Here is a 13,425-nt window from a genome sequence, read left to right on the forward strand (position 1 = left end):
GGCCGGTGCCCACCGTGGTGGAGACATCGGTTAATCTTCGTGGACTCCGAAGGGTCGGGCAGCGCCCACCGTTCCTCGACTACATGGTGGCGCTCTGGGATTACCGGCACTTCATCATTTACGACGCCCAAGCCCGGATCCAGACCGGACATGAAAATGACCGTCTTGGCCGGTTATGGCTTGTCCTGGGCCCGTTACTCAATGGGCTGATGTTCTACCTCATCATGGGCGTGCTGCTCAAATCGGGGGGTGGAGTTGAGAACTTTATCGCGTTCCTCATCATTGGTGTTTTCCTGTTCCAGATGTCCACCCGGGCTGTCCGCAACTCATCCCGCGTCATTACGGCCAATAAGAATGTTATCCACGCATTCCAATTCCCCCGGGCCAGCCTGGTCCTCGCCGCAAACGTGAGGGAGTTGCTCGCCAACGTCCCTGTACTCATCACCATGCTGATCTTGGTGATAGTTCTTCCACCTGCGGAAGAGGTTACCTGGCGATGGATGTTGCTCCTCCCGATTGTCGCGTTTCAGTTTGTCTTCAACCTGGGACTGGGGCTGATCCTAGCCAGGGTGGTTTCCGTATTCAATGATGCGAGTCAGATCATTTCCTATGCCATGCGCCTGTGGATGTACGGCTCCTGCATGTTTTTCTCGATCGACCGCTTCAACGAGTACCCGGCCGTTAAAGCCCTCATGGAGTTGAACCCGCTCTATAACGTGCTTCACCTTGCCCGCGAATGTTTGCTGTACGGGGGCGTGGGCGACTGGCGGGCTTGGTCCATTCTCGCGTTGTGGTCGCTCGGGATGTTGGCTGTGGGAATGGTCTTCTTCTGGAAGGGGGAAGAAAGCTATGGCCGTGAACTCTGAGCTGGACTTTATTCAGGGAACCCCGGCTGTTGTGGTCGATAGGGTCAGCATGACCTATCGCACCACCAGCCGGTCCCGCAGCGCCGGTCGAACGGCTGCCTCAAACCTGTTTGGCGCAAGACAACCCGGTAGCCGGACCAAATCTGTGGACGTTCCGGCCCTCAAGGAAGTTTCGTTGGTTGTCCAGCATGGTGAATCCCTGGGGATCATAGGCAGAAACGGTTCGGGTAAAAGTACTCTTCTGAAGCTGGTGGGCGGCCAGGTGCCCCCGAGCACGGGAGCCGTATATGCCACGTCGACGCCGGTGATGCTGGGCGTCAACGCGGCACTGATTCCCGGCCTGTCGGGTGATCAGAACATTGTCCTTGGTTGCTTGGCAATGGGGATGACTCGCGGTCAAATCAATGCGAAGTACGATGAAATCGTTGAGCTGTCCGGACTCGAGGACGCCATTCACATGCCGATGAAGTCGTACTCTGCGGGCATGGGGTCGCGCCTGCGGTTCGCCATTGCTGCTGCCATCGATCCAGAGATTCTGATCATCGATGAGGCTCTAAACACCGGTGATGCCCAATTTAAAGACCGAACCCGCAAAAAAATGATGGAGCTGCTGGAACAGGCCGGAACGGTCTTTCTGGTCAGCCACAGCATGGCCACCATTGCTGACCTCTGCAACAGAGTCATTTGGTTGGACCAAGGCGAACTGGTTGCGGACGGCGATCCTGCGCCCGTTGTGAAGTGGTACCGACTCTTCACGCAAAAACTGGCGGATGGTGACCGAATCGGAGCCCTGAAACTACGGCGCAGAATGCTTAATAACCTGCAGGTAGCCGATGTGAGTGACCGAAATTCCCTGCGAAGGGCGCGGAGTTGATCTTGAGTTTGCTTTCCGACGCGAGGAGGTTCCTGTGGCATATTCGGGCAGGAGGGCCTAGGCAGGTTAAAATTTGGCTTGAGAGAAGGGCTTTCGAAGCCGGACACCGCCGGCTGGAGACGGTTCGTGGTGCTGAGGGGGTCTGGGTAGGCCGGGGGAAGAGTCGTCAGCTCCGATTCAAACCGGCCGTCTTTCCGGTTCCTTCGACCGAATCAAGGATTTTGCCGCGGGTTGCTGTCATTCTGGATGAGTTTTCAGCTTCAGTCTTGAGTCAAGAATGGGATTGCCTGCACCTTTTTCCCAAAAGTTGGCGCGAGCAGCTGCAGGCAGGCACTATTGACTTGTTATTCGTGGAGTCCGCCTGGTCGGGACAGGGGCAACAGTGGGCGGGGAAGATTTCAGGTGCTGACCACAGTTCCTCCGTCCTGCGGGATGTCACCCAGTGGTGCGGGGAGCACGGCGTTCCCACTGTTTTCTGGAACAAAGAAGACCCGCCGCATTATGACGATTTTCTGGCCGCGGCTAAGTTGTTCGACCGTGTATTCACGAGCGATGCAAGCCGGATTCCGGCTTACCTTTCCGATTTGAAGCATGACCGGGTTGATGTTCTGCCCTTTGCGGCCCAGCCCGTAATACATAACCCTGTCCGCCCGAAGGACGGTTGGCACGAGCGTGACGTAGCGTTTGCCGGAATGTACTTCGAAAACAAGTACCCGGAACGGAAGGCTCAGCTAGAAATCGTATTAGCGGCCGCGAAGAACGCCTCAGCCAAGATGGACATCGGGCTGGAAATCTTCTCTCGACAATTCGGAGGGGACGCGAAATATCAGTTCCCGCCCGAATTTGCGAACCATGTTGTCGGGTCCCTCGATTACCCTGAGATGGTAACGGCTTACAAGGCCTTCAAGACATTCCTCAACGTTAACTCAGTGGTGGATTCACCTACCATGTGCCCAAGGCGTATTTTTGAGATCGTGGCCTCAGGAACAAACGTCATTACCACCGGGAGCGATTCAATAGGCACCCATTTTGCACCCGATGAGATTTTCACCGTTGGTACCCAGCAAGAAGCGGAATCATTGTTATTGGCAGTGCACCGGAATCCCGCCCTTGGTGAGAGGCAGCTCCATAGAGGTCAGAGGCGGATATGGCGTGAACACACGTACAGCCATCGAAGTAACAAGGTGCTGGCTGCTACTGTTCCACATCTGGCGCAGGGCGTGCGGCGCCCCACTGTGTCGGCCATGGTCAGCACAATGAGGCCTTGGCAGTTGGAGCATATTTTTCAGACCGTCGGTAGCCAGATCGGAGTTTCCCTCCAGTTGGTTCTCCTGACTCACGGCTTCGAGCCGGATCGCGGACAAGTCGACATTCTGAAGGACAAGTATGGAGTCGGGGATGTGAAATTCCTTACAGCAGATGCTACGCGGCCGCTAGGTGAGTGCCTTAACGTCTGCGCGGCGGCGGCCGATGGCGAAGTTTTGACGAAGATGGATGATGACGATTATTACGCCACGAATTACCTGAGCGATCAGTTGTATGCGCTTGAATACTCCAAGGCCGATCTGGTGGGTAAACAAGCCCATTACATGCATCTGAAAACCCTCAACGCGACGATCCTCCGCTTCGCTCAGTGGGAGCACCGATATACTCGTACCGTCATGGGGCCCACTATCATGGGGTCTGCCGAGATATTCAGGGCACATCCGTTTGCCGACGTGGGTAGCGGCGAGGACACAGCATTCCTCAAGCAGGTCGTCAGTGCCGGAGGATCAATCTATTCGGCGGACAGGTTCAATTACTGCCAGCGGCGGTCCGGCGATGGTCACACTTGGAAAGTCAGCGATGAGTCATTGCTGGCAACCGCTGACCTGAAATTTTTTGGTAACTACAGGGACGAAGTCACTGTCTAATTAGGGGGAACTTTCTCGCGTGGACACAATTGAGAACGTAGCAGTCATCGGGCTGGGCTACATCGGGCTGCCGACGGCGGCCATACTGGCAGCAAATGGCATCAACGTCATTGGTGTTGACGTAAATGCCAATACGATCGACGCGGTAAACCGCGGGGAAGTTCCGTTCGTCGAGCCGGACCTCGCCTCGTACGTCGCAGGAGCCGTCAGCCAACACAAGCTGAGCGCGTCAGCTGAAACCCCAGCTGTGCAGGCCTACATTATGGCTGTTCCCACGCCGTTTAATCCGGACCGCACGGCCGATGTCTCATACATTAAAGCCGCGGCACGCAACATCGCCCCCCGCCTTGTTGGGGGAGAGTTGGTCATCCTCGAATCCACCTCTCCGCCGGGCACCACCCAGCTCTTGGGGGACTTCCTGATCAGTCTGCGGCCTGACCTCAGCCTGGACGGAGCTGACGACAGGCCCGCCATCCACGTCGCCCACTGCCCGGAGCGGGTGCTGCCCGGTCGGATCATGATCGAGCTTGTGACTAACGACCGGATCGTAGGCGGCCTGACTCCTGAGGCCGCAGAACTGGCGAAGGCGCTCTATGCAGTGTTTTGCCAGGGAGAGATCCTCTTGACTGATGCCGCCACCGCAGAGATGGCCAAACTGGTGGAGAACTCGTACCGCGACGTCAACATCGCGTTCGCCAATGAGCTGTCCGTCATCAGCGACAAACTTGGCATCAACGTCTGGGAATTGATTAAGCTGGCAAACCACCACCCCAGAGTCAACATCCTGCAGCCTGGTCCCGGAGTTGGGGGCCACTGCATTGCCGTGGACCCATGGTTTATTGTTGCTGCGGCACCAGAGGAAGCCCAGCTGATCCGGCAGGCGCGTGAGACGAATGACCAGAAGCCCGACTGGGTGATCAACAAGGTTCTCGACTTGGTAGGTGAAGAGACTTCTCTGACCGTTGCTGTCTTAGGCCTCGCCTTCAAAGCCAACATTGATGATCTTCGGGAATCCCCGGCCGTTTCTATCGTCGAGCGCTTGAGCAGGAAACTTGACGCTGCCAATCTGCTCGTTGTCGAGCCGCACGTTGAATCTCTGCCACATCAGCTTTCGGAACTGGAGAATGTCACGCTGGGCGAGTTGGAGTCTTCGGTGGCAGCGGCCGATGCAGTGTTGCTGTTAGTTGACCACGATGTGTTCAAGGAAATCGATCCAGCCATCTTGAATGGTAAGCATCTTGTGGACACTCGCGGAATTTGGCAATAACTAAACAGGATACGGCGGGCTGTGCCAGCAATGAAGTATGCAGATGAAGTTCCGCAGTTGAGCACGGTTCAACTGGCGAAGCGTAGGCGTTACCTCAAGGACATCGATAGCCTGATTCAGGACTACGAGCGCCTTCTGTCCCACGAAAACCGGAGCAGAAAACGGATCCAGGCCTTGGAAAGGGACCTCGGCGCCATGCGGCGGGCACGGGACAACGCCAAGACCGAGCTAACCAAGGTTAACAAAGAACGCCAGGAGCTCAAGGCTGTTTTGAAGGCGATCCGCTCGTCCAGAAGTTTTCGGACGGGGCGAGCGCTCGGTAAACCGCTGCGCGTGCTATCGGCCACACGGGCTTTGCTGAACAGGTTCGCCGTGTTTTCCCGCACCTACATGCGCGGGGTCTTCGCGAAGCCCCACCAAGCCCAGCAGGACGCGCCGGTGCCGGCACGCAATGTTGCCCGCCCAGCGGCGGAAACAAGTGGTCCAGCGAAGCGCAAACATCTGTCAGCTGAATTTGCAGCCAATCCGTCGAAGGGCACGGCCATCCGACTGGTTTCCCACGACTACTTTGACGGGGGAGCGATTGTAGAGCCAGCTGAGTTTATCCAGCGGCATTCTGCGCTCTTCATGGATGCATCAGAATCGGAACAGTCGCTGCTTCAAAACGTCCTTGGTCAGCGCGAGCTGCTGATCAAGAACCAGTTTCTGACGCCCCGGCAACCAAACCCTGGATATACAGCCGAGCGCAACCGGATTATGTACTGCGCCCATAGCACCGGACACTTCAACAGCAATGGCTACTCGACTCGGACCGCAGGGATTGTCGCCGGCCTCAAAGCCGATGGCGAGGACGTGCTTGTCGTTGCTCGTCCCGGCTATCCCTGGGACTCCAAGGTAGACGTGGAGATTGGGGCCGCGGAGCGGTTTGAACTCGAGGTTAGCGGCGTTCCGCATATTTTCAATCCGGGTCCCACATGGACGGTCGACCGGCTGGACTACTACCTCGCGGAGGCAGTGGATGTCTACGTGCGCGAGGCCCAGCGCAATCGTGTGTCCCTGATTCATGCTGCCTCAAATTACGTGACAGCGCTACCGGCGCTCATGGCGGCACGCCGGCTAGGTATCCCGTTTGTCTACGAGGTGCGGGGGCTTTGGGAGATCACGGACCTGTCCACAAAGCCAGGATGGGGAGAAACAGATCGCTACAAGCTCGCACTTCGTCTTGAAACCCTTGTAGCCAAGGAAGCCGATGCTGTTCTGGCCATCACCAGTCAAGTCCGCGATGAATTGATTGAACGGGGTGTAGCTGCCGAAATCATATCGCTCGTGCCCAACTCTGTGGATACCGATGCGTTCACCCCGATGCCACCCTTCCATCCGTTACGCGGAAAGCTCGGATTGAGCGAGGACTCAGTAGTGGTTGGCTACGCCGGAAGCCTCGTTGCCTACGAGGGTCTTGCCGACCTGCTGTCTGCAATGAAGATCGTCGTCGACGGCGGTACAGACGTACGGCTCGTCGTGGTCGGTGACGGCAAGCAGCTGGTCGAACTCAAACGGCAGTCAGTTGAGCTCGGAATCAAAGACCGGGTGACATTCACAGGACGCGTACCTGCTGCCGAGGTGCCGGAATATGTGAGCCTGTTCGACATCATGCCTTGTCCTAGGCGGCGACTTCCCGTAACTGAAATGGTTTCGCCTTTGAAACCGCTCGAGGCCATGGCCAGCGCCAAAGCGCTCGTCCTTAGCGACTTGGGACCGTTGAGGGATCTTGCCGGTCCCAACCGAGAACGTGCACTCCTTTGTGAACCGGGAAACGCTGAATCTCTCGCGGCAGCAATAACGGCCTTAGCCTGCGATCCGGAAAGGCGCGTTACCATGGGCAGAAGGGCTCGCCTATGGACGATCAACGAGCGCACGTGGAGGCGTGCGGGCAGGAATGCTGTAGAGGCACATCAGCTTGCACGCAATAGCGCGGTGGCCCCCACCGCTCGTGGCCTGAGTGACCTCACTATCGGTGTCATTGCTGACCAGTTCACCTTTGAGGGTCTGCGGGCGGAAGCAGACTTGATAGCACTGGAACCCGACACGTGGCGTGAACAGTTGGACAGCAAGCCGCTGGACGCGCTTTTTGTTGAGTCTGCGTGGGAGGGCAACGGTGGCCTGTGGAAGCAGCAGGTGGGGTACTACGACGAGGAGCGTTTCTCCGCTCTAAAAGCCCTACTGGAGTACTGCAACTCCCGTGATGTACCCACGATTTTCTGGAACAAGGAAGACCCGGTGCACTTCAACCGGTTCAGTCGGACAGCTTCCTACTTTGATCATGTGTTCAGCACTGATTCCAACTGCATCCGCAGGTACAAGGCGACGGCTGGGCACCGACAGCAAACTGTCGCGTCCCTGCCCTTCTATGCCCAGCCGCGGCTTCACAACATCGTCCCCGCCGAACGTCCTTATGATCATTCCGTCGCTTATGCGGGATCGTATTACGGCGACAGGTACAAAAGCCGCTCGGACGAATTGGCGAAATTGCTGAGTGTAGCCAAGAACCATGGCCTCTCGATCTACGACAGGCAGCATCTGAACCCGGATAGCCCCTATCGATTCCCCAATGACCTTGTGCGCTTCGTTCGCGGCGGGCTTGAATATGACGAGATGGTCGAGGCTTACAAGGCCCATCCGGTCCATATCAACGTCAACTCCGTGGACGATTCGCCCACCATGTTTTCACGTCGTGTGATGGAAATCGCGGCATCAGGTGCCACAGTAGTAAGCGGAAAAGGTGCCGGGGTACAGCAGGTCCTGAATGGGCTGGTTCCTGTTGTTAGCGATGGCAATCAAGCGGATCTGCTTGTCGACGAATGGATGACAAACGAGCCTGCACGTCTCCGGGATGCCTGGCTGGCATACCGGCACGTACACCGAGGCCACACAGCGGCGCACCGCTTGACCTATGCACTCCGGACCGCCGGTCTCCAGTTGATCGCTCCCGAGGCGCCGAAATATGGGGTCTTCGTCGAGACGCTCACCGCGGACGTCCTCTCGGTCCTGCACATGCAGACCGTCCCGCCGGCGCACATATATTGCGTACGCGCAGTAGTTCATAACGATGTGCCTTTCACCATCGTTTCGAACGCCAGGGAGGCGGAACTGCGGGCAACAGCTGAGGGCCATTCATTCCTGGGCAGGCCCGGCGAGCACCATGCCGACCGGACCGTGTTCGAGGACTTGCTGACCGCCACCAGTTTTGGTGCCTGGAATTCCATTACATTCTCGAGCGAGGGCCTGGACGTTCCCGGACTGGGTCTGGCACAGCTTGGACGGGGCAGCGCGGAATCCCCCCAACTCCGCTCCCTGGCGGCCAAAGGCGGACAAGCCGATCTCTGCCTCCGCCGGGAACTGATAGTATCCGCTGACCGATCACAGGCTTCAACCCTTCCGGCCCAGCGGAAGAACGTTCTGATAGCGGGACACGACCTGAAGTTTGCATCTGGCCTGATCGCCGAACTGAACAGACGCGGCCACCGGGTGGTCCTCGACAAGTGGGATGACCACAACAAACATGATGAGGTAGTGAGCCAGCGCCTTCTTGCCGACGCCGACACCATCTTCTGTGAATGGACGCTCGGCAACGCGGTGTGGTATTCCAAGAACAAACTTGCCCACCAGCGCTTGGTAACTCGGATTCATCTTCAGGAGCTCTTCCGCCCTTATCTGAAGAACGTCTCCTTTGACCAGGTCGACGAGATCGTTGTTGTCGGCCAGCATATTCTCGACCTCGGCGTCCGCGACCACGGCGTTCCGCGAGAGATTGCCCGGGTGGTTCCAAACGCCGTCGACATTGAATCACTTCGACGGGAAAAGACCGCTGACGCCCGATTTAATCTAGGATTTGTTGGGATTGTTCCTGCCCGTAAGCGCCTAGACAAGGCTTTAGATGTACTAAGCCAGTTGCGGAACCAGGATAAGCGCTACCGGCTGTTCATCAAGGGGAAACGACCGGAAGACTTCCCCTGGATGGCCAGCCGACCGGAGGAAATGGCGTACTACGAAGAGCAGTACCGCCGGATTGAGTCCGAGCCGCTGCTCGCCGGGGCTGTGTTCTTCGATGCCCACGGCGACGACATGGCCGAGTGGTATCGGAAAATTGGAGTAGTGCTGTCAGTCAGCGATTTCGAGTCCTTCCACCTGACGCTGGCTGACGGAGCCGCTTCAGGAGCTGTACCCGTGAGCCTTGCGTGGGCAGGTGCCGACCAGATCTACCCGGTTCATTGGCTTTACTCGGACGTAGAGGAAATGGCGGCTGCCTTGGGCCGTTTAGCTGATGAAGAATCGTGGCGTCGTACCGCTGAATCAGCCCAAGAATATGTGCACGCCCATTTTGATGCTCGTGAGGTGCTGGCGGAGCTCGCCGAATCGATCCTGAAAGAACCGGCAGTCTAACGCACTTACGCGTTCGCCCCTAGCCCGATTTGTCGGGTTATGGGGCTCTTCGTGGTTGGTGGGGAATTGAGTTCGTGTCGTTGAAGACAAAGGGGCCCGTGGCCCTGCTGGGATGAGTGTGTCTAGCATTCAACCTGGAACAGGACCACGAGCCCGTGAACGAGCCTACCGGGGTAGCAACCGACGCTGCCACCATCCTCTTTAATCTGCCCGACTACCGCGTCGTCTCCACCACCGTCACTGCTGGTTCCCGGCAGGTCATCGTTGAAAGTGACCAGCCGCCGGGCTGCCCGAGCTGCGGTGTCATCTCGTCCCGGCGGAAGGAACGCCGCGTGCAGCGCCTTAGAGATATTCCTGTTGCCGGACCTGTCGAAGTGCTCTGGTCCAAGTACCGCTGGTACTGCGAGGAAACGGCTTGCGACCGGCGGTCCTTCTTTGAATCCACTCCGCAGGTTCCGCGCCGTGCGCGCTCCACGGCCCGGCTCCGGGACCAGCTCGTGGATGCTGTCATCCGCTCCGGCAGGGCTGTGTCGGAGACAGCTGCCGGCTTCGCCGTGTCCTGGTGGATGGTCCGGGCCGCGGTGACCGAAGCATGTCTGCTCCGGCTGCCCGACGTGGACAAGCTCAGTCCTCGAATGCTGGGCATCGACGAGCACCGGTTCCGGTCCGTGCGCTACTTCCAAGACCCCATCTCGAAGGCGTGGACCCGGTTCGAACCGTGGATGACAACGATCGTTGATCTGGATACCGGCCAGGTCCTTGGCGTCGTTGATGGCCGGGACCACAAAGGCGTCGGAGACTGGCTGTTTGCCCGGCCCCTGCAGTGGCGGCTGGCCGTGCAGGTCGTCGCGATCGACCCTTCCGCAGCGTTCCGCAAGGCGTTGCGGATGTGGCTTCCCCGCACCGCTGTCGCGGTCGATCACTTCCACCTGATCTCGCTGGCCAACCAGTCCATGACCGAGACCCGGCAGAACCTCTCCCAACAGGTCAAGGGCCGCCGCGGCAGGGCCATCGACAAGGCCTGGGCCCACCGCATGCTTCTCCTGCGTGGCGGCGACACCCTCAGCTGCCGGGCCGCCCGCCGGTTGGAAGAAGTGTTCACCGCTGACGATCCGACCGGCACCCTTCAAGCCGTCTGGAAGGTCAAGGAACAACTCAGAGCCCTGCTGCGCACCGGCTCCCTGGAGGACGCCGCGATAGCGAAAGCCAAGCTTGAGGAACTTGTCACAGCAGCCGCGAGGCCGGAAACCAACAGGCTCTACCGCACCGTCTGCCGGTGGTGGAAAGAAATCGAGGTGCTGATCATCACCGGTGCCACGACAGGCAAGGTGGAAGCTAACAACACCGCGATCAAGAACATCAAACGCACCGCCCGCGGGTACCGCAACGCCACCAACTACAAATCGATTATTCTCTTGAGAAGTGCCGTCCGGACGGCGGCATGACACTCATTCCAGGGATCCACTTCCCCACGAACCGTGAAGAGCCGGTTATGGGGCGAACCGTGGCATATCTGGGGGAAAGCTAGTTGGCGCTGTGTCCACTTCTGCACACACCGTTTCCGCGGATTTCCTACAAGAAAATCGCATGATCCGCAGGCTTTGCGCAGGATCAACCTAGGGATCGGCCACACCAGAACTCGGTTGCTAACCTCGAAGAGTCCACGAAAACAAGTCGGCTGGCCCCTCGGAAGGGCCATTTGAGGCCGTGTTTTCGGAAATCGATGTTCGCCCCCCCGCCATCATGGAGTCCTGTCACATGAAGTCGTTCGTACGGCTATTCGCCCCCCACAATCATAGGGGCGTGCGGTCACGACCCCCGATGCGTTTCGTTCGACAGGCTGCCACAGGCCTTTTACTCGCGGTGGCGGCGTCCGGTCTTTTGGCCAGTCCGGCGGCAGCGGCGACTCTTAGCGAGCAGCGCGCCGCCCTCAGGCAGGTCTCATATAAAGCGGCGCAAGACTATGTAAACGCCCGTCCTTTCTTTGCGGAGCTCGCACGGACGAACGGCATCATTGTAAAAGACGCGATCGCATCGGGGACTGCGTCTCTTAAGGAAGTAGGCGACGCGCTGACTGTGGCCACTACCCAGGCGGCCATGGATGCGGTGGCTGTGCGCATGCAGGCAGAGGCCACACGTGCAGCCACAGTGCGCAAGAGCGCGGAACAGTTGGAAGTGCTGGAGGACCTGCGGGAAGCACAGCAAAGAGTCGCCATCACGGCCTTCGACGACCTGACGGTATCCAGAATCTCCCTCACCACCTACGCTGCCACAAAGGAGAGAGCCAGCGCTTTCACTACGCAGCTGGCAGCGGATACGGCCGTCCAGCTTGGAGTGATTGGCAAACCGCTTGCCGCGCCTGATTTGAAATCTCCTGCCTGGTTGGGTGCGCTGCAGAACGGCTCCGGCACAATACCGTCCATCTCAGGATGGGTCGGTTTCCCAGGCGGCTGCGCACTGCCGTCTGCCGGTACAGCCTTCAATCCGGTGCTTCCCACCGATGGCCCTGGTGTCGCGACAAACAAAGTGACTATTGCCAGCGCGGGTTCCCGCGCAAACGCCGACGCTTCCCTGAAGGCCATCCACGAACAGATGCTCCGCTCCGCAAAGTCCGAAGCAGCTATTGCCTTGCCGCTGGCGGACTTGCAGGGAGCTTACGTTCCCCGTATCGCCCGCTTGGGCTACGGCTGGTTGTCCGGTGGCGACACTGCTTCCCGTAACGTCCTGGCGTCTGAAGCACGAAAGATCCTCGCTGCCGGACCGGAAAGCATGAATACCCTGACATCATCCCATCTGCTCCTGGCGGCGGCCACCGCTACAGACTGGACGAAATCCACTGGGATGGAAGAGACTGTCCTGGTCCGCTGGCTCGGTCCCCAGACTTGCCTGCAGGCGGACAAAGAAAATTTCGTGGACGCCCCGACCAACATTGCTGCGATCCACAATTCAGCCAACATCGTTGCCGCAGCCGTCTTTCTTAAGAAATCGCCAGCACGTGCGGCGGCACTGGCAAAGGAGTCCCTCGAGTCGATCCAACCTGCACTGCGTCATATCACTGCTGACGGTGGGACACAAGAAGGACCTGGCTACTGGACTTACCAAAGCCGCGCGATCGCCGTTCTTTACTCCACGTTGCCCAATGTGTACGCAGTTCCGCCGGTGTCCATGCCCTCACTGGCAAAGGTCTCGGAATACGCGCTGAACAGCACTGGTCCTGACGGGCGTCCGACCCCATTTGCTGACGCTCTGCCCACAGAGCTGAGTCCATTGATGCCAGCTTGGGACGCTTATGTTCGCAATGACGCAGGAGTTTCGGCGTGGGTGGCGGAAAAACTCAAACAAAAGCCCGACGCCTACCTAATGTGGTGGACTCCGAAACCCGGCACCGTGCCCACCAAAAAATCTGTGCTTTACCCGAAGACGGGATTTGCGGCGCTGCACCTAAGCGGCAGTACCGCAACACTCAAAGGCGGCAACAACAGCGCCAACCACGCCCATCTCGATTTAGGGACGGCTTCAATTTACCGAAAGGGCGTGCAGTGGTCCGTGGACCCCGGCGCACCGACCAGTGCGCCGCCGGGCTACTACTCGGATTCCATGCGCTGGACGTTCTGGAAGCCGAGCACCTCCGCCCACTCGACCCTGATGGTGAAGGGCGTAAACCAGCCGATGACTGCAGTTGCCCCGGTTACCTCCGCATCGGCTTCAGCTGCATCCGTCGACCTTCGCCAAGCCTTCCCTGGGGCATCTACGGCAACGCGCTCCGTTTCGCACGGAACTACAAGCACCGTGCTCAAGGACGAAGTTCGAATGACGGAGCGCAAAGATCTGGTTTGGCAGTGGGTGACCGACGCCTCAGTCAGCCTGGGAACGGACCGCGCTGTACTGCGCCGCAACGGCCAAATGCTGGTTTTACGGTTTGCCGGTATTCCAACAGGCTCGTCCATCACAGCTGAGGTTGCTCCGGAAAAAGGCCCTGAAGGCCAAGCCCTGACCATCGTCAAGTTGTCCATGCCTCAGGTGCAGAGCCTGGACCTCACAACGACGGCCTACTAAGAGACGTGC

7 protein-coding genes are annotated in these 13,425 nt (G+C 58.5%); all 7 read left to right on the plus strand.

Annotation, left to right across the window (positions count from 1 at the left end):
* Window positions 1-5: 5 nt before the first annotated feature.
* Window positions 6-866, plus strand: coding sequence for an ABC transporter permease (locus tag QFZ30_RS06830; RefSeq protein ID WP_307074676.1), 861 nt, complete (start codon window positions 6-8; stop codon window positions 864-866).
* A complete protein-coding gene (locus QFZ30_RS06835; protein WP_307074678.1) occupies window positions 856-1,740 on the plus strand; it encodes an ABC transporter ATP-binding protein in 885 nt (294 codons plus the stop codon). The genes QFZ30_RS06830 and QFZ30_RS06835 overlap by 11 nt, the downstream gene beginning before the upstream one ends.
* 2 nt (window positions 1,741-1,742) lie before the next feature.
* On the plus strand, window positions 1,743-3,653 hold the full coding sequence (locus QFZ30_RS06840) for a glycosyltransferase (RefSeq protein WP_307074680.1): 1,911 nt from the start codon (window positions 1,743-1,745) through the stop codon (window positions 3,651-3,653).
* A gap of 19 nt (window positions 3,654-3,672) precedes the next feature.
* A complete protein-coding gene (gene wecC, locus QFZ30_RS06845; RefSeq protein ID WP_307074682.1) occupies window positions 3,673-4,920 on the plus strand; it encodes a UDP-N-acetyl-D-mannosamine dehydrogenase in 1,248 nt (415 codons plus the stop codon).
* A 30-nt stretch (window positions 4,921-4,950) separates the two neighbouring features.
* Window positions 4,951-9,360, plus strand: a complete 4,410-nt coding sequence (locus QFZ30_RS06850) for a glycosyltransferase (protein WP_307080102.1) — start codon at window positions 4,951-4,953, stop codon at window positions 9,358-9,360.
* A 155-nt stretch (window positions 9,361-9,515) separates the two neighbouring features.
* Complete coding sequence (locus QFZ30_RS06855; RefSeq protein ID WP_307074312.1) at window positions 9,516-10,805, plus strand: ISL3 family transposase; 1,290 nt, start codon at window positions 9,516-9,518, stop codon at window positions 10,803-10,805.
* A 358-nt stretch (window positions 10,806-11,163) separates the two neighbouring features.
* Window positions 11,164-13,416: a heparinase II/III domain-containing protein gene (locus QFZ30_RS06860; protein WP_307074683.1), complete on the plus strand. Its 2,253-nt coding sequence runs from the start codon at window positions 11,164-11,166 to the stop codon at window positions 13,414-13,416.
* The last annotated feature ends 9 nt before the right edge of the window (window positions 13,417-13,425 follow it).

Origin of the sequence: Arthrobacter pascens, assembly GCF_030815585.1 — a bacterium.
In the GTDB taxonomy this organism is placed as follows: domain Bacteria; phylum Actinomycetota; class Actinomycetes; order Actinomycetales; family Micrococcaceae; genus Arthrobacter; species Arthrobacter pascens_A.